Here is a 15,789-nt window from a genome sequence, read left to right as displayed (position 1 = left end):
CCGGTGGCCGGCTGTGCGGAGCGCGGCGGATCCCGCGGGGTGATCGCATGTGCGGAGCGCGGCGGATCCGTCCGTGGCCGCCTGTGCCGAGCGCGACGGTTCCCGCCTGGTGGCCGGCTGTGCGGAGCGCGGCGGATCCCGCGGGTGATCGACCGTGCGCAGCGCGGGTGAACGCGCGGGGGGCCGGAGTGCGGGCCGGGTGCACGGCGGGCCGGGAGTCACCGAGGGCTCACTCCGCTCCCCACCTGGCCAGTGCACGCAGTACGGCGTTCCGGCCGCGGTCCGGCACCGTCCACAGGGTCACCCCCCGCAGCCCCCATCGCTCCAGCAGGGCGTTGGCGGCCAGGAAACCGGTCGTCGCGGCCCGCTCCATCAGCGCCACGGGCAGGCCGGTGCGGACCAGGTCACCGGCCACCACGAGACATGGGTCCGAAGTGCGGACGGTCGGCCGGTCGCGGTAGCCGCCCACCGGGAACAGGGGGCAGTCCTCGCGCCATTCATGGCGGGCGTCGACGATCGTGGCCGCGCGTGTCTCGGGCCAGGCGCTGCGCATCTGCTCGATCAGGCGCTTCTCCTCGACGTCCCGGGCCGCTCCGGCCGGGACGGCGTAGGCATGCAGTTCCACCACCGATCCCCCGGTGCGCGCGGACCAGTGCGCGGCCTCGTCCTCCCAGCGTTCCAGCACACTGATGTTGTCCAGGGTCGTGAACCCGCCCGTGCCCAGGAACCCGGGCCGTCCCGGAGTCACGGGCCGGTCCAGCCACAGCCGGGTCACCAGGAACGCGGGGGCGTTGCGCAGCCGTGCGATGCGCTCGCGCCACGGGGCGTCGCCCAGTTCCGAGCGGGACACCACCCGTCGCAGGCCCGCGGTGTCCAGGGCCAGGACGACACCGTCGTGGTGCCGCTCGCCCCCGTCCGTCGTGACCCGGTATCCGTTCCCTGCCGGCGTGATGTGTGCGACGGACGTGGCGGTGCGCACCTCGGCGCCGTGCCGCCGCAGGTATCCGGCCAGGGGGTCCCACAGGGCGGCGGGGAACGGCGCGGTCGGCACGTCGAACAGCAGGCCCTCCGCGCTGCCCAGGAAGTAGATGTGGAACATGAGCGCCATCTCCGCCGCGGAGAGTTGCCGGGGATCGGCGAAGAAGCTGCGCGAGAACACCTCGAACGCGAGATGGCGGGCCCGCTCGGGAAAGCGGACGGCGTTCAGGAAGTCGTGGGCGCTGGTGCGGTCGAGCCGGTCGTAGATCTCGGGGACGCGGACGTCCAGCAGGGGCAGGGCCGCGGCCGGGTTCACGGCGCGCAGGTCCCGCACGGTGAAGGAAGGGCTGAGGGCGGCGAAGCCGAAGGCGCTCCACGGCGGGGTGCGCGGGACGTGCCGGAAGCTGTCCCGCAGCCCGCTCGCGTGCAGCAGCGGGTAGTCGGGCAGGCCGGTCAGCCGTCGCAGGCCGGGGTCGGTACGGCGGAGCAGTCCGCGCAGGTTGTAGTACTGACGGAAGAAGGCGTGGAAGCCGCGGCTCATGGTCACCGGGGTGCCGTCCCGCAGGGTGGTCGGCCAGCCTCCGGCGCGACCGCCGAGGTACGGCTGACGCTCGTACAGCGTCACGGCCACTCCGCGTTCGGCGAGCGCCGTGGCAGCGGCGAGACCGGCGATGCCGCCGCCGACGACGGCGGTCGTGGGACGGTCGCCGTCGACGCGCCGCTTTCCGGGCGGGCCCGGCAGCCGGCGGGCCCGCCGGTCCCGGCCGTGACGGGCTCCGTTCGGGTGCCCGGATCCGGTCATCGCACGGCCTGCGCGCGGCGGGCGACGAACGTGTGGGTGATGCCGGTGTGCCAGCCCGGCAGGGGCAGGGTCCGGACGTCCTGGAAGCCCGCCGCCCGGACGCGGGAGGCGAAGCGGCCGGCGGTGTCGAACTCCACGACGCTGCGCCACAGATGGCGGTACAGCCCGCCGTCCCCGAGGACGGTCGCCGCCGGCTGTACGAGGCCGCGGCACACCAGGGTCCACACCAGGCGGTCGGCGCGGCGGCCGCTGAGGGTGTACTCGTGCACGCCGAGCCGCCCGCCGGCCACGAGCAGGTCGCGCACGGCGGCCAGGACGGCGTCGGGATCGGACACGTTGCGCATGAGGTAGCCGGCGAAGACCGCGTCGAACGGTCCCCTCACCCCGGCCTCGGCCAGGCGTTCCGCCGGTGCCCGTACGAAGGTCACGTCGCTGGCCCAGGGCTTCGCGGCGGCCCGCCGCAGCATGCCCGCGGAGGCGTCGACGGCGGTGATGTGCGCGGCCGGCAGAACGGACCGGAGCGCGGCCGTCGAGGCGCCGGTGCCGCAGCCGAGGTCCAGCAGGCGCAGGCCCGCTCCGTGTCCGGGCAGCCCCAGCCGGCGCACCGAGCGCCGGAGCTGGGCGTGGTAACCGGGGTTGGCGGCCACCAGCGCGTCGTAGCTGCGGGCGGCGTGGTCGAACGCGGCGGTGAGGTCGTCGTCGCGCAGCAGGGTCATGTGGTCTCCAGGGGCGGGCGGGGCCAGTCGAAGGGGCGGCGGGGCAGGCCCGGCAGTTCGAACGCCGAGCGGAGCATCGGACCGATCGGGGTGCGCAGGCCGATGGAGAGGTCCTCGCGCAGCCGGGTACGGCCGTCGAGGAAGCCCAGGAGCCGGGGCATGGGTACCTGGTCGAACAGCCGGCAGAAGAGCGCGGGGCCGTCGACCCGGCCGCTCGCGAGGGCCCGCAGCAGGACGGCGTCCATGGCCCGGGACCGGGCGGAGTGGGCGGCCGGCGGCGCCGGCCGGTGTCCCCGGCGCAGGGCGGCCGCGACGGCCCGGGTCTGGCGTTGCAGGCCGGCGAACGTGTAGCCGGTGGCGGGTCGGGTGGCACCGCCGGCGGCGCCGATACGGAACACCGAGGCCCCGACCTGTCGTGGGATCGGGGCATCCGTCATCGGGATGACGCCGGTCTCGGTGGCGAGGACACGGATGTCGCCGAGGCGCAGGACGTCGTGGACGTAGTGCCGTACCGCCGCCTGGTAGCCGCTGTCGGTGAGGGGTCGCGCGGAGAACTCCGTGTACTCGACAAGTGCCTCATGGGGTCCGGTGGGCAGGACGTACCCGAAGGACAGACCGTCGGCCGGCTGGGGCGTGCGGAAGTCCATGAGGTCGACCGTGCCGGGGTCGAAGGCGGGCCGCACGCTGCGGACGAACCAGCCGTGGAAGTGCTGGAGCAGTGTGGTGCGGGCGGCGGGCAGGCTGCCGAGCGGCCGTGAGTCGAACACCCAGCGAGCGCTCAGTACCCCTGATTCGCCGTCGGCGTTCCGCAACCTGACGCGAGCGCCGCCCTCGACGTCCTCCACCGTCTCGACGGTGGCCTCCACGCACCGCACGTTCGGGCTGCGCGCCAGGTCTCGCCGGATGAGATCCTCGAAGTCGTCGGACCGGATCATCTTGTACCGCAGAGGCGAGAGGTCGCCCTCGATCGGGACGCCCCGGGGCGGCCGTACCCGCAGGTGCCGCCAGGACGCCGTCAGCGCCGCGTCGAAGCGTCCGCGGCCCGGCTCCCAGAAGCACCAGGTGCGGCGCGGTGGGCTCAGGGGGCCCGGCGGCGCGTCCACGAGCACGACGGACGGCGTCCGCAGCCCGCGCGCATGCCCGGCCAGACGATGGGCCAGGGACAGCCCTGCGGCTCCCCCGCCCACGACGGCCACCTCCGCCTCGAACACCACGGCTCCTCCGCTGCTCCCGCGGTCCGGTGCTCATCACCGCACCCTGCGCGTATTCCCGCCCGTGTGCCCGAACGGATGCGGGTCACTCGGATGCGGGCCGTGTCCGCCTTGTCGGGTGAGGGATGTGGAAGACACCTTCACAGACTCGGCCGGCGTCGCATCCACGCCCGACGCTCGGGCCGAAGACGTGGTGACGAACCGCTGTGTGCTCACGACGAGAGGAACCGGGATGCGCCCCACACAGGCGAAGGAACACGAGGCGGCCGTACCGCCACCCGGGCCGTGCCCGGGGCCGCCGTCGGGTTCCCCCGTCCGAGTGCGCCCGGACGGGGGAACCGGTGCGGCTCCCGGCGGGATCCCGGCAGGGCTCGATGACGCACGGGTGGTCGACGCGGACGTACCCGCCGCCGTCGGCCGGGTGCTCGACCACGTCCTGGCCGACCGCGTGGCGCGCGCGCATGCCGTGGACGCCCTGTTCGCCGAGGAGCTGGCCGGGCCGGTCGCGCGGTTCACCCGGGCGGGCGGCAAACGCATCCGCTCACAGCTGCTGTGGTGGGCGTTGCGCGCCTGCGGCGGCCCCGACGAGCCGCCGGTCGCATCCGCCCTGCGGATCGGCGCCGCGCTCGAACTGCTGCAGACCTGCGCCCTCGTGCACGACGACGTGATGGACGGTTCGGCACTGCGACGTGGTCGCCCCGCGCTGCACGCCGATCTGCGTGCCCGTTACGCCGACTCGGCCACCCCCGAGCGGGTCGGCCGGTTCGCCGAGGCGGGCGGGCTCCTGGCCGGCGATCTGGCGCTCGCCTGGTCGGACGACATGGTGGCCGAGACGCCTCTCGCCTTCCCGGCGGAGGCCGTCGTGCGGCGCCTGTGGAGCGACCTGCGCACGGAGATGGTGGCCGGTCAGTACCTGGACGTGCAGGGCCAGATCACCGGGTCGTACTCGCTGCCCCGGGCGCTGCGAGCGGCCTGTCTCAAGAGCGGCAGGTACTCCGTCGAGCGGCCCCTGGCGCTGGGCGCGGCCCTGGCGGGTGCCGCCGAGGCCACGGCGCGCGCGTTGTCGTCCGCCGGCCTCGCCATCGGCACGGCCTTCCAGCTGCGTGACGACCTGGACGACGTCTTCGCCCCGTCCGGGCGGACCGGCAAGCCTTCCGGCGGTGACATCCGCGAGGGCAAGCCGACCTGTCTCGTCGCCCTCGCGCACGTCCGGGCCGAGGCCAAGGGCGACCGCCTCGCCCTGGCCGTCCTGCGCCGTTCGCTCGGCGACGCCCGGCTCACCGAGGCGGGTCTCGACCGGGTCCGGTCCGTGCTGACCAGGACGGGGGCCCGTGCCGCGGTCGAGAACAGGATCGGCCGGCTGGTGGCCCAGGGACTGCGCAGTCTCGACGGTGTCGTGCCCGAGCACGGGGCCGGAGACCGGCTCCGCCGGCTGCTCGCCTCCGCCGCCGACGGGGCCGCGTCCGACGGCGGCGGACCCCTCTCCGAGGAGGCCGGGGAACCGGACCCGGCCGCGTCCGGCTCCGTGGCCTCCTCGGGGGCGCAGGAGCCCGGCCGATGAGGCGCACGCTGCCCGGCCGCACCGACCACGTCGTGGTCGTGGGGGCCGGCCTCGCCGGGCTGTCGGCCGCCCTGCACCTGCTGGGCGCCGGACGCCGCGTCACCGTGGTCGAGCGGGACGTGGGACCCGGCGGACGGGCCGGTCGCCTCGACGTGGGTGGCTACCGGATCGACACCGGCCCCACCGTGCTGACCATGCCCGACATCGCCGACGAGGCATTCGCGGCGGTCGGCGACAGCCTGCGCGGACGGGTCGGACTGACCGCGCTGCGGCCGGCCTACCGGGCGCGCTTCGCGGACGGCAGCGCGCTCGACGTGCACACCGACGCCGAGGCGATGGCGGCGGAGGTGGAGCGGTTCGCCGGGCCCGGCGAGGCGGCCGGATACCTGCGGTTGCGCGACTGGCTGGAGAAGCTCCACCGGGCTCAGATGCGGCGCTTCATCGACACCAACTTCGACTCCCCGCTGAATCTGCTGAACACCGACCTGGCCCGGCTGGCCGTGCTCGGGGGCTTCGGCCGGCTGGACGCGCGCATCGGACGGTTCCTCAGGGACGACCGGCTGCGCCGGGTCTTCACCTTCCAGTCGCTGTACGCGGGTGTGCCGCCCGCCCGCGCCCTGGCCGCGTACGCCGTCATCGCCTACATGGACACCGTCGCCGGCGTGTACTTCCCCCGCGGTGGCATGCACGCGCTGCCTCGGGCCATGGCGGACGCGGCCGCCGACGCGGGCGCAGACCTGCGGTACGGGCAGCAGGTGACCCGTCTGGAACGCTCGGGCAGCCGCGTCACCGCCGTCGTCACGGACCGGGACCGCATCCCGTGCGACGCCGTGGTGCTCACTCCGGACCTCCCCGTCGCCTACCGGCTCCTCGGCCGCCGGCCCCGTCGTCCGCTGCGCTTGCGGCACGCACCGTCCGCCGTGGTGCTGCACGCGGGAACGAACCGCACCTGGCCGCAGCTGGCGCACCACACCATCAGCTTCGGCGCGGCCTGGCACAGCACGTTCACCGAACTGACGCGGTCCGGGCGGTTGATGAGCGATCCCTCCCTGCTCATCACCCGGCCCACGGCCACCGACCCCGGGCTGGCTCCGCCGGGCCGCCATCTGCACTACGTCCTCGCGCCCTGCCCCAACACCGACATCGGTCCGGACGCCACCGCATGGCGCGAACTCGGCCCCCGCTACCGGCAGACACTGCTCGACGAGCTGGAGCGCCGCGGGCTCGACGGCTTCGAGGCCGCCGTCGAAGAGGAGTGCCTCGTCACCCCGGCCGCCTGGCAGGCCCAGGGCCACGCCGCGGGGACGCCCTTCTCGGCCGCCCACACCTTCGGCCAGACCGGACCGTTCCGGCCGCGCAATCTGGTGCGGGGCACCGAGAACGCCGTCCTCGCCGGCTGCGGCACCACACCGGGCGTCGGCGTGCCGACCGTACTGCTGTCCGGCAAGCTCGCCGCCGCGCGGATCACCGGTCTGCCGGGTCCCGCACCGGCCCGGTCGCACACCTCGCCGGCCCCCGAGAAGGAGACCACCGCATGACGGACCGTGAACTGGAGGCGGCGGGGGTCCGCGACCCGGCGCTGCGCGCGGCGTACCGCCACTGCCGCGCCCTGAACGCGCGGCACGGCAAGACGTACTTCCTCGCCACGCGGCTGCTGCCGATCGAGCGCCGGCCCGCCGTGCACGCTCTGTACGGCTTCGCACGCTGGGCCGACGACATCGTCGACGACGCTCCTGGCGCGGGCCCGGACACCGCGCGGCGCGCCACCGTCCTGGCGGCACTTCGGCGGTGCCTGGACCAGGGATTGCGGGAGGGAGCCAGCCGGGAGCCGGTGGTCCTGGCGCTCGCCGACACCGCACGCCGGTACGGCATCGAGCACGCGCTGTTCAGTGACTTCATGGCCGCGATGCGCGCGGACCTGACCGTGACCGACTACGCCACCTATGCCGACCTGCGCGGCTACATGCACGGCTCGGCCGCGGTGATCGGACTCCAGATGCTGCCCGTACTGGGCACGGTCGCGCCGCGGGAGGAGGCCGCGCCGTACGCGGCGGCGCTGGGCGTCGCCTTCCAGCTCAGCAACTTCCTCCGGGACGTGGGCGAGGATCTGGACCGCGGACGCGTCTATCTGCCCGCGGATCTGCTGGCGGCCCACGGGGTCGACCGGGATCTGCTGCGGTGGAGCCGGGACACCGGCCGGCACGAGCCGCGCATCACCGCCGCGCTGCGCGAGTTCGAGGCGCTGACGCGCGGTGTCTACCGGCAGGCGGCGCCCGGCCTCGGCATGCTGCACCCGGTGTCCCGCCCCTGCATCCGTACCGCGTTCGTGCTGTACGGCGGCATCCTGGACGCGGTCGCGCGGGACGGTTACTCGGTGCTGCACCGCCGCGCGGTGGTGCGGCGCCGGCGCCGGGCGGCGGTGGCCGCCGACGGTGCGGTGCGGGCGGTGACCGCGCGGCTCCGCGCGCGGCATCCCTCCCGGCGCCTCGCCGTGCCGCGTCCTCTGCCCGCTCCGGCGCACGGCACGGTGTGCGCACCGCCCGCGAAGGAGGCCGTGTGAGCCCCGTCCCGGCCGAGCGCCGCCGCCTTCCGCTCTCGCTGCGCAGGCGCCCGGTGCCGTGGGAGCGCCAGCGGCCCACGTGGCCCGACGCCAGACCCGCGGTGATCGCACAGGCGCTGAAGCGGGCCCAGGGCCGCCCGTCGGGCAACTGGTACGTCGTCGGCGCCTCGTCCGGCCTGCGCGACGACCGCCCGCTCGCCCGGACCGTGGCGGGGCAGGAGGTGGTCGTCTGGCGCGGCGCCGACGGCCGGCCGGTGGGCGGTCCCGGCATCTGCCCTCATCTCGGTGCTCCGTTGCAGGACAGTCCCGTGCGCCGCGGCACCCTGGTGTGCCACTGGCACGGCCTCGCCCTGGACGGCACACCGTGCGCGGGCTGGGCTCCGCTGCCGGTGCACGACGACGGCGTCCTGCTGTGGGTGCGGCTGGACGAGGTGGGCGGTGAGGCGCCGCTGGCCGGGCCGGTCGTCGCGCGGCGGCCGGAGCGGGCGCGGGCGCTGACGGCCGTTCACGTCGGCGCGGGGATGTGTGAGGTGGAGGACATCATGGCCAATCGCCTGGACCCGTGGCACGGTGCGTGGTTCCACCCGTACTCGTTCGTCGACCTCAGGGTGGTCGGATCGCCCGACGGCTCCGGAAGCGACCGGGACGACGCCTTCACCGTCGATGTCTCCTTCAAGGTGGCGGGGCGTCTGGTCGTTCCCGTCCGCGCCGTGTTCACCGCCCCCGAACCGCGCACGGTGGTCATGCACATCACGGAAGGGGAGGGAGCGGGTTCCGTCGTCGAGACCCACGCCACGCCTCTCGGGCCGGACGAGCTGGGCCGGCCGCGCACCGCGGTGATCGAAGCGGTGATGGCCGCCTCCGACCGGCCGGGCTTCGCCGTCGCCCGCCGGGCGGCACCGCTGCTGCGTCCGCTCGTGCGGAGCGCCGCGGGACGCCTGTGGCGGGACGATCTCGCCTATGCCGAACGGCGTTGGCGGCTTCGCTCCACGGGCCGGTTCCCCGGCTGACGAGACCGCCTCCGGGCTCCCACGAGCCCGAAGGTCTCCGTGGGCCGGACTCCCCCCCGCCGGCCGACACGGTCCCGAACATCTCCGTGGGCCGGACTCCCTCGCCGGGCGACACGGTCCCGAACGTCTCCACGGGACGGACTCCACCCCCCATTCCACGAACCGGCGGTGACGGGCACCGGCATCACTCGTTTGACCTACGGAACGATCAGCCATCTTGTCCCGTCACCCGTAAGAGCCACATGATGCCGAAGCGTCGGACGCCGGTCGCCGACCACCACTCCCGTCCGATCGATGCCGAGCACGCGGAGGCCGCACTCCTGGAGCACTACGTCCGGCTGTCGGGGCTCGCCCACGCCGGCCGGGCGGGCGTCATGAACGGCGGCGAACCGGAGGACCGCCCGCCGGGCCCCGTGCCGTCGCCGGCGCCGGACCCCTGCCTGCCGCATGTCCGCCCCACGGATCTGCTGCGTGTCCGCCCCACGGACCTGCTGCGCCGCGGGCACCGGCTGCGGGCCGTGGCGGCGGTCCTGGCACTGGCCGCCGCCACGGGCGCGGCCCTTCTGACGCTCCCGTCCGACGCCGGACGCCGCGGCGCGGCCCCGCGCCCGGCGGCCGGAGCCGGGGCGCAGCATGTGGGACAGGCCGCCGCCGACGCGTGGACGCACACCGCGCGCCTCGATTTCGCCGTCTGGCCGGCACGTGGCCGGCGCACCGGTGACACGGCTCTGCTCGCCCGTGCGCTGCGGGCCTGGACCGACCCGGCGGGGCGGGGCCGCCGCTCGGTGGAGCCGGGAGACACCGTCGGCGGGCCCGGGACCCGGCTGCTGTTCGCGGACGACGTGGACGGCCGCGCAGTGGTCCTCCTGCAGGACGGGATCCACACGGTGCGGTACAGCGAGCCCCCGCACGGCGGCAAGGCGGAGCTGGCCGTCGCCCTCACCCAGGACGCGGACGTGACGACCGCCGCCGTCGTCGTGTCGCGTTCCCCCCGGTCCGTGCGGCTGCTGCTGGCCCGTGGATCGCCACCGCGGCCGTCCGTGACCTGCGGGCGCCCTCCGTCGGCACGCATGCGGTCACGCGTGACCGCAACGGCGTCACCGAGCCGGTCGCGGTGACAGCGGCCGGCTCGGTGACAGCGGCCGACGGGCCGTGCCGCGGCGTGCCGGTCGTGCAGTTGCGTTCCTCGCCCCGGATCGCCGAGGAGCACGCCTTCCTCCTCGCCGACCTGGGCGGACTGGTGCCGGCCCATCTGACGTACATGCCCGCCCCGCGGCCGGGGACCCTGCCGCGACCGCCGCGGGAGGCGACGGGCGAGGCGGGGCTGCGCGGCTGGGCGGCCTCCGCCTGTCGCCTGGCCGGGCTGCACGGGCAGGGCGTACGCAGCGTCGACCACTGGGTGTTCGCCACGCAGCCGCTGCCCGAGCGGTCCGGACATGCCACCTGGGTCTGTGCCCGTGCTGACACCTGGCGCGGCACGGGCGACGTGGAGTACCTCTTCCTCGCCCCGGGCGGCACACCCGCGCGTGTGGTGAGCCGTGGCCGCGACACGGCGCAGTGCAGCCGTTTCGGCCAGCACGTGCTGGCGCACACCGAGTGGCGTGCTCCCTCGGGAACCATGTACCTGCTGGTCGCGGGCAGCCGCGCCGTGACGCGTCTGGACGTGACCGCACCGGTCCGGAGCACCGCCGACGGCCGGTGGCTGGCGGTCAGGGCGCCCGGCGGCCGGCCCGTCGAGGTGACGGGACGGCTGCCCGACGGGACGAGGATCGGCTCTCCGCTCAGCCCTGACGGGCCTTGAAGCGGGGTTCCTTCCTGTTGATCACGTAGGTCACCCCTCGTCGGCGCACCACCTGGGCGCCGGGGCGGCCCTTGAGTGCGCGCAGGGACTTACGCACCTTCATGTCTGTCTCCTTGCCTCCGGGGTCCCGGCCTGCTCAGCTGTGGGCGGACGCGGTCCGGCCGTAGCGCCGTTCGAAGCGCTCGACGCGGCCCTCGGTGTCCAGCACGCGGGAGGTGCCGGTGTGGAACGGGTGACTCGCCGAGGAGATCTCGACGTCGATCACCGGGTAGGTGGCGCCGTCCTCCCACTCGATCGTCCGGTCCGAGCCGGCGGTGGAGCGGGTCAGGAACGCGACGCCCGCGGCACGGTCGCGGAAGACGACCGGGCGGGAAACGGGATGGATGCCGGGCCTCATGGGGTTGTCCTTCCTGTCGGCTGTCCTGGGAAACGGCGCGGTCGCGGTCAGCGCTCCTCGCGGAAGAGGACGTGCTGCCCGGCCACCGGGTCGTACTTGCGCAGGACCAGCCGGTCGGGGTCGTTGAGTCGGTTCTTGCGCGTCACGTAGGTGACGCCCGTCCCGGCCGTCGACTTCAGCCGGACGACGGGACGCACGGTGCTGCGTGCCATGGGGCTCTCCTTTCCCGTGGACCGACACCACCTTATTGATCAGTGCATGTCAGTCACATGGGCCACAACGCCTCCGGCACCCACGGCATTCCCGGCCCGGCATCCCCCTTTCGTGGCATGACCACCCGGTTGCCCGGCAGCCACCGGGCGGGCGGCAGGCCCTTCGGACCGGACGGCCGCTACGCGCCTCCTACCTCGGAGCGGCATCCTCGACCGCTTCGGCCGGCCGGGCCGGGACAAGGACGCCACCGGTGCGAACGCCATCCGGCCTGTGGCCAAAACCGTCCGGCACGTGGTGGCCGCGGCGTGCGCATGGCCTGGCGTCAGGAATACTTGTCCGGAGGCAACTTATGGCCCGGACGGGGTAGGAGAACCGCGCAGGGCGAGGCGGCGCCGCGCCGCGCGGCCATGGACCGAGGGCACGAGGACGACGCAATGCAGTGGGAAAGCAGGGCTACCGTGAAGGTGACCTGCCATGACCGAGTTTTCGAGATCACCGTGCGCGGCGAGGTCGACTACGAGGAGAACGACCTGCTGCAGGCCGCCTGGGCCGAGGTGGAGGAGGCCGCGCTTCCCGTGACGGTGGTGGACCTCTCCCAGGTGACGTTCGCCGACAGCGGACTGCTCAACGCCCTCCTGGACGCCTGGCGCCGCCACCGGGCCGCCGGCCGCGAACTGATCCTGCTCGGCCCCTTCCACCCGACGGTCGAGCGGCTCTTCTCCCTCACCGGCACCCTGGAGCACTTCACCGTCACCCACTCCAGAGCCCGGGCCATGCGCGCGGACGACACCTGAGGCGTACGACGGGGAAGTGAGGGCATCCGCGAGATGCACGAACGTTCGGTGAAAGGAAAGGTGAGGTCGTGTCGTTCCTCTGGGCCATCATCGCGGGACTCGTCATCGGCCTGTTGGCCAAGCTCGTCATCCCCGGACGTCAGCCCATACCTCTGTGGCTGACGATCCTTCTCGGCATTCTCGGCGGCCTCGCGGGCAACGGGCTCGCCAGCGCCTTCGGCGTACGGGACACCGGAGGCATCGACTGGATCCGCCACGTCTTCCAGATCGGCGTGGCGGCGGTCCTGATCGCCCTCGTCAGCCCGATGTGGGCCCGGCGGCACGCCTGACCCCGCGTGATCCCGTGTAACCGGTCCCCTCGGCGTGAGCCGGGGGGACCGAACCATGCACGGCGGACGCTCCAGGGCACCGCGGTGGCGCCGGCTGCCCGCGACGAGTCGCGCCCCGGCTAGCCGAGGTGGTGGCCCGCGATGGACCCGTCCGGGTCGTCGGCCAGGGCGATGCGCGCGGTGATGCGCTTGCCCACCGGTTCCCTGCGCACCTCGAAGCCCTGGACGACCGCCATCACGATCTCCAGTCCGTGCTGCCCGACGCGGCCCGGATCGGCGGCCCGTGCCACCGGTAGCTCCGGATCGCTGTCCCACACGGCAACCTCGACCAGACCACCCACGACCCGCAGCTCCATCAGCACCGGACCCGGCGCGTACTTGCGGGCGTTGGTGACCAGCTCGCTGACGACCAGCCGGGTCAGATCCATCGCCCGCGCCGACACCGGCAGCCCGTACTCCCGCTGGACTCGGGCGAGGAAGCCGGCCGCATGGTGCCGGGCTTCGGCGATGCACGGGCCCTGTCCGTCGAGTGGAACGATCTCCTGGATCGGCTCCGTGCCGGTCACACCCTCACCGCCAGATCCTGACGTCACCGGCTCCATTCGCGTGCCCCCGTTCATGTGCCCACGCTTACCCGCCGACGGGCGACACATGCCCTCTGCCGCTCAGGTGTTTCCAGGTCCCGTCAGCGTGGCGGGCCCCCGACTCGGCGCGGCCGGCCCCTCCGGGGTCAGGCCGATGCCGGATTCCACCGGGCCGCGCACGGCCGGTGAACACGCCCGAACGCCACGCACACGGCACCGTCACAAACAGTGTTCGCGGTCGAGGGGTACCCGAGGTCCGCGGGGCAGCCACAATCTCGGGGTGTTGGAAGGCCAGAGGCAACAAACCGGCAGGCAGTTGCCGTTTGACAACTACAGTCGTGAGACAACAAAGTAACCGTCGGACAGACATGGGGAAGGACTTGTGATGTTCCGGTGTACGCAGTCCGCTGCGTGTTCCGGCCACTCGCGCCGAAGGGTGCCGACGGGCCGGGCGCCGCGCTCTGCGCATCAGGCCGTACGGCTGCCGGAACTCTCGGTGTCGTCGTGTATCTGCGTGGCCGCGGCGGCGCAGAACGCCTCCAGGCCCTCCAGCAACGCGGCCCGTTTGGTGGCCGGCATCAGCGTCAGGACTTCCTGCAGTTCCCTCTCCCTGCGCGCCCGCAGGTCGTCGAGGAAGGCACGCCCCCGGCCGCTCAGGTACAGCCGCACCTCGCGCCGGTCCGTGGGGCCGACCACGCGGTCGACGAATCCGGCGGCCTGCAGCCGGTCGCACAGCCGGCTGGTGGACGGCGGGGTGGAGGCGAGGGAGTCGGCGAGGGTGCGCAGGTTGATGCCCTCGTGGTGCTCGAGGATGAGCAGCACGCGCAGCTGGGACGCGGACGCGGGCGCGGTGGAGGCGCGGCCCCAGAGCACTTCCAGTAGCTCACCGGCCGTAGAGGTCACACGGGCGACCTCGTCGGGCTGTGGCAGGTGTCGGAAGGCAGTCACAGTCACACTCTCGCAGGCTCTGGGACGGTTGCCAGCCTACTAGGGACGCGAGCCGATGACAGATGTCCTGCACGACCGGCGCGGACCGATCGAGCGCCGCCATGCGAGATCCGACAAAGGATTGGTGTTTCTTCCATCGTGAACAGATTCGTGACCGCCGAACGCGCCCTGCGCACGGCGGCACCGCACGAGTTGCCCGATGCCGTTCGACGCGTGCTCGCCGAGCACTACGCGGCCCGGTCCGCCGAGCTGTTCATGGCCGACTACGGCCTGACCGTACTGCAGCCGGTCTCAGCACTGCCGCACTCACCCCAGCCGCTGCCGGTCCACGGCAGCACCGCCGGCCGTGCCTTCGGCGCACAGGAGCCGTTCGTCGAGCCGGAGCGGGACGGACTGGTCCGCGTGCATCTGCCCGTCAGCGTGCGCGGCGACCGGCTCGGTGTGCTGTCGGTGACCCTGCCGGAGGAGGAGACCGCCCGGGACGGGCTGACGGAGCTCGCCGAGATCGCCGAGGTGCTCGGCCACGAGGTGGTCGTCGCCGAGCGCGACACCGACCTGTATGTCCAGGCGCGCCGCAAGGATCGGCTCACCCTGGCCGCCGAGATGCAGTGGCAGCTGCTGCCCGGCTGCTCGTGCACCCGCCCGGAATACGAACTGGGCGCCCAGCTCGAACCCGCCTACGCGATCTTCGGTGACAACTTCGACTGGTCCTCGACCGGGGACCACCTGATGCTGTACGTCACCAACGGGATGGGCGAGGGTATAGAAGCCGCCCTGCTGACCAATCTGGCGATCAACGCCCTGCGCAACGCCCGCCGGGCGGGCCTTGCTCTCGCGGACCAGGCGGCCCTGGCCGATCAGGCGGTCTACGCCCATTACCGGGGCGACTGCTATCTCTCCGTGCTGATGTTCGACTTCGACCTGGCCACGGGCCGCGTGCGGGCGGTGGACGCCGGGTCCCCGCAGATGCTGCGGCTGCGCGGCGGGACGGTGGAGCGGATCGCCTTCGACGCCCAGCTGCCGCTCGGCATGTTCGAGGAGACCGACTACGTGGTCCAGGAGTTCCGGGTGGAGCCGGGCGACAGGCTGGTCTTCGTCAGCGACGGTGTGTACGCCGTCGCCGACCCGAAGGGCGAGGCGTACGGTGACTCCGCGCTCGCCCGGGCGATCCAGTCGACCCGGCTGCTGCCTGCCGCCGGGGTTCCGCGCGCCATCCTGCGGGAACTGTCGGGGCACCGCGGCCGGCCCGTCCCCGACGACGACGCCTTGGTGGTGTGCCTGGACTGGCACGGACGCTGACGCGGTCACCGCCCGGCGGCACAGGCGGCCGGGCGCCGGCCACGTCACTGCGCGTCGGGGCCCGGCGGCCCTTCGTCCAGCGCGACCAGGAAGGCCAGCAGGCCCTGGCTCAACGCGGCACGGTCCGCCGGTTTCATCCCCTCCAGCACCACCGCGAGCGCCAGCGACCTGCGCCTGGCCACGTCCCCGAGGACGCGCCGCGCGTGCCTCGTGAGGTTCAACTGCACCTCGCGCCGCTTGTGCGGGTGCAGCACACGCTCCAGGAGACCGGCCGCCTCCAGCCGGTCACACAGCCGACTCGCCGTGGGCAGCCCGATGTCCAGCCGCTCCGCCAAGGCGGTGAGGTTCAGGCCCGGCGCCGCCTCCAGCGTTCGCAGCGCCCGCAACTGATGCAGCGACAGCCGCAGCGTCGCGTCCTGTGCCGCCAACGACCAAAGAGTCGCCAGACTCTCCACGGCGTCGGTGATCTCCAGTGCGGCGGCCCGCGCGCTCTCACCCACACTCGCCCGGTCGTCACCGGGGCCGCCGAGATGGGTCACGAAAACATCACTTTCAGTCAGCCCCGGGCCGCAATGACGCCCCTCTC

Annotated in this window: 18 protein-coding genes; 9 read left to right on the top strand and 9 right to left on the bottom strand. The window is 73.8% G+C overall.

The window, feature by feature from the left end; genetic code table 11:
- Positions 1-229 precede the first annotated feature (229 nt).
- Genes ACIGYR_RS06550 through ACIGYR_RS06540 form a run of 3 tightly spaced genes read right to left on the bottom strand, consistent with a single transcriptional unit; the run spans position 230 to position 3,710 of the window.
- Positions 230-1,780, bottom strand: coding sequence for an FAD-dependent oxidoreductase (locus tag ACIGYR_RS06550; protein WP_399601895.1), 1,551 nt, complete (start codon positions 1,778-1,780; stop codon positions 230-232).
- Positions 1,777-2,496 carry a class I SAM-dependent methyltransferase gene (locus ACIGYR_RS06545; RefSeq protein WP_399601894.1) on the bottom strand — a complete coding sequence of 240 codons (720 nt, stop codon included), beginning with the start codon at positions 2,494-2,496 and terminating at the stop codon, positions 1,777-1,779. Before ACIGYR_RS06545 ends, ACIGYR_RS06550 begins: the two co-directional genes overlap by 4 nt.
- On the bottom strand, positions 2,493-3,710 hold the full coding sequence (locus ACIGYR_RS06540) for a lycopene cyclase family protein (RefSeq protein WP_399601891.1): 1,218 nt from the start codon (positions 3,708-3,710) through the stop codon (positions 2,493-2,495). Before ACIGYR_RS06540 ends, ACIGYR_RS06545 begins: the two co-directional genes overlap by 4 nt.
- A gap of 229 nt (positions 3,711-3,939) precedes the next feature.
- On the opposite strand from ACIGYR_RS06540, the gene ACIGYR_RS06535 reads away from it, so the two are divergent.
- From ACIGYR_RS06535 to ACIGYR_RS06510, 6 genes are all read left to right on the top strand, one after another.
- The gene (locus ACIGYR_RS06535) at positions 3,940-5,268 is read left to right on the top strand and encodes a polyprenyl synthetase family protein (RefSeq protein ID WP_399601889.1); all 1,329 of its coding nucleotides are present in this window, start codon (positions 3,940-3,942) and stop codon (positions 5,266-5,268) included.
- Complete coding sequence (gene crtI / locus ACIGYR_RS06530; RefSeq protein ID WP_399601886.1) at positions 5,265-6,806, top strand: phytoene desaturase family protein; 1,542 nt, start codon at positions 5,265-5,267, stop codon at positions 6,804-6,806. Before ACIGYR_RS06535 ends, crtI begins: the two co-directional genes overlap by 4 nt.
- Complete coding sequence (locus ACIGYR_RS06525) at positions 6,803-7,828, top strand: phytoene/squalene synthase family protein (protein WP_399601884.1); 1,026 nt, start codon at positions 6,803-6,805, stop codon at positions 7,826-7,828. The genes crtI and ACIGYR_RS06525 overlap by 4 nt, the downstream gene beginning before the upstream one ends.
- Positions 7,825-8,838, top strand: a complete 1,014-nt coding sequence (locus ACIGYR_RS06520) for a DUF5914 domain-containing protein (RefSeq protein ID WP_399601881.1) — start codon at positions 7,825-7,827, stop codon at positions 8,836-8,838. Before ACIGYR_RS06525 ends, ACIGYR_RS06520 begins: the two co-directional genes overlap by 4 nt.
- 245 nt (positions 8,839-9,083) lie before the next feature.
- Positions 9,084-9,956, top strand: coding sequence for a hypothetical protein (locus ACIGYR_RS06515; protein ID WP_399601878.1), 873 nt, complete (start codon positions 9,084-9,086; stop codon positions 9,954-9,956).
- Positions 9,957-10,009: 53 nt separating this feature from the next.
- Positions 10,010-10,639 (top strand): hypothetical protein, encoded by a 630-nt coding sequence (locus ACIGYR_RS06510; protein ID WP_399601876.1) that lies wholly within the window; start codon positions 10,010-10,012, stop codon positions 10,637-10,639.
- Here the strand turns inward: ACIGYR_RS06510 and ykgO are convergent.
- From ykgO to rpmG, 3 genes are read right to left on the bottom strand one after another with little or no spacing between them, the layout of a single operon-like run.
- Complete coding sequence (ykgO, locus tag ACIGYR_RS06505) at positions 10,620-10,742, bottom strand: type B 50S ribosomal protein L36 (protein ID WP_391837185.1); 123 nt, start codon at positions 10,740-10,742, stop codon at positions 10,620-10,622. The two genes, ACIGYR_RS06510 and ykgO, sit on opposite strands and share 20 nt — an antisense overlap.
- 33 nt (positions 10,743-10,775) lie before the next feature.
- Positions 10,776-11,036, bottom strand: a complete 261-nt coding sequence (locus ACIGYR_RS06500; RefSeq protein WP_399601872.1) for a type B 50S ribosomal protein L31 — start codon at positions 11,034-11,036, stop codon at positions 10,776-10,778.
- Between the two features lie 47 nt (positions 11,037-11,083).
- The gene (gene rpmG / locus ACIGYR_RS06495) at positions 11,084-11,248 is read right to left on the bottom strand and encodes a 50S ribosomal protein L33 (RefSeq protein ID WP_399601869.1); all 165 of its coding nucleotides are present in this window, start codon (positions 11,246-11,248) and stop codon (positions 11,084-11,086) included.
- A 435-nt stretch (positions 11,249-11,683) separates the two neighbouring features.
- On the opposite strand from rpmG, the gene ACIGYR_RS06490 reads away from it, so the two are divergent.
- Together ACIGYR_RS06490 and ACIGYR_RS06485 are read left to right on the top strand one after the other, a co-directional pair.
- Entirely contained in the window at positions 11,684-12,043 is a 360-nt protein-coding gene (locus ACIGYR_RS06490) for an STAS domain-containing protein (protein ID WP_399601866.1), read from the top strand.
- A 68-nt stretch (positions 12,044-12,111) separates the two neighbouring features.
- On the top strand, positions 12,112-12,372 hold the full coding sequence (locus ACIGYR_RS06485; RefSeq protein WP_391837191.1) for a GlsB/YeaQ/YmgE family stress response membrane protein: 261 nt from the start codon (positions 12,112-12,114) through the stop codon (positions 12,370-12,372).
- Positions 12,373-12,491: 119 nt separating this feature from the next.
- Here the strand turns inward: ACIGYR_RS06485 and ACIGYR_RS06480 are convergent, their stop codons facing one another.
- The gene (locus tag ACIGYR_RS06480; protein WP_399602352.1) at positions 12,492-12,974 is read right to left on the bottom strand and encodes an ATP-binding protein; all 483 of its coding nucleotides are present in this window, start codon (positions 12,972-12,974) and stop codon (positions 12,492-12,494) included.
- Positions 12,975-13,424: 450 nt separating this feature from the next.
- Positions 13,425-13,859 carry a MarR family transcriptional regulator gene (locus ACIGYR_RS06475; RefSeq protein WP_391838235.1) on the bottom strand — a complete coding sequence of 145 codons (435 nt, stop codon included), beginning with the start codon at positions 13,857-13,859 and terminating at the stop codon, positions 13,425-13,427.
- A 183-nt stretch (positions 13,860-14,042) separates the two neighbouring features.
- On the opposite strand from ACIGYR_RS06475, the gene ACIGYR_RS06470 reads away from it, so the two are divergent.
- Positions 14,043-15,203 carry a PP2C family protein-serine/threonine phosphatase gene (locus ACIGYR_RS06470; protein ID WP_399601863.1) on the top strand — a complete coding sequence of 387 codons (1,161 nt, stop codon included), beginning with the start codon at positions 14,043-14,045 and terminating at the stop codon, positions 15,201-15,203.
- A gap of 44 nt (positions 15,204-15,247) precedes the next feature.
- Here the strand turns inward: ACIGYR_RS06470 and ACIGYR_RS06465 are convergent, their stop codons facing one another.
- A complete protein-coding gene (locus ACIGYR_RS06465; protein ID WP_399601860.1) occupies positions 15,248-15,742 on the bottom strand; it encodes a MarR family winged helix-turn-helix transcriptional regulator in 495 nt (164 codons plus the stop codon).
- Positions 15,743-15,789: the final 47 nt, after the last annotated feature.

This window comes from Streptomyces sp. NPDC053076, from assembly GCF_044546845.1.
Taxonomy (GTDB): Bacteria; Actinomycetota; Actinomycetes; order Streptomycetales; family Streptomycetaceae; genus Streptomyces.
The sequence above is the reverse complement of the archived record's forward strand: the minus strand, read 5'-3'. Positions and strand labels throughout refer to the sequence as shown.

Excerpts from the sequence above, each read along its gene's own strand:
- ACIGYR_RS06550 (WP_399601895.1), bottom strand. The coding sequence starts at position 1,780 with ATGACCGGATCCGGGCACCCGAACGGAGCCCGTCACGGCCGGGACCGG.
- ACIGYR_RS06545 (WP_399601894.1), bottom strand. The coding sequence starts at position 2,496 with ATGACCCTGCTGCGCGACGACGACCTCACCGCCGCGTTCGACCACGCC.
- ACIGYR_RS06535 (WP_399601889.1), top strand. The coding sequence starts at position 3,940 with ATGCGCCCCACACAGGCGAAGGAACACGAGGCGGCCGTACCGCCACCC.
- crtI (WP_399601886.1), top strand. The coding sequence starts at position 5,265 with ATGAGGCGCACGCTGCCCGGCCGCACCGACCACGTCGTGGTCGTGGGG.
- ACIGYR_RS06525 (WP_399601884.1), top strand. The coding sequence starts at position 6,803 with ATGACGGACCGTGAACTGGAGGCGGCGGGGGTCCGCGACCCGGCGCTG.
- ACIGYR_RS06515 (WP_399601878.1), top strand. The coding sequence starts at position 9,084 with ATGCCGAAGCGTCGGACGCCGGTCGCCGACCACCACTCCCGTCCGATC.
- ykgO (WP_391837185.1), bottom strand. The coding sequence starts at position 10,742 with ATGAAGGTGCGTAAGTCCCTGCGCGCACTCAAGGGCCGCCCCGGCGCC.
- ACIGYR_RS06500 (WP_399601872.1), bottom strand. The coding sequence starts at position 11,036 with ATGAGGCCCGGCATCCATCCCGTTTCCCGCCCGGTCGTCTTCCGCGAC.
- rpmG (WP_399601869.1), bottom strand. The coding sequence starts at position 11,248 with ATGGCACGCAGCACCGTGCGTCCCGTCGTCCGGCTGAAGTCGACGGCC.
- ACIGYR_RS06490 (WP_399601866.1), top strand. The coding sequence starts at position 11,684 with ATGCAGTGGGAAAGCAGGGCTACCGTGAAGGTGACCTGCCATGACCGA.
- ACIGYR_RS06480 (WP_399602352.1), bottom strand. The coding sequence starts at position 12,974 with ATGGAGCCGGTGACGTCAGGATCTGGCGGTGAGGGTGTGACCGGCACG.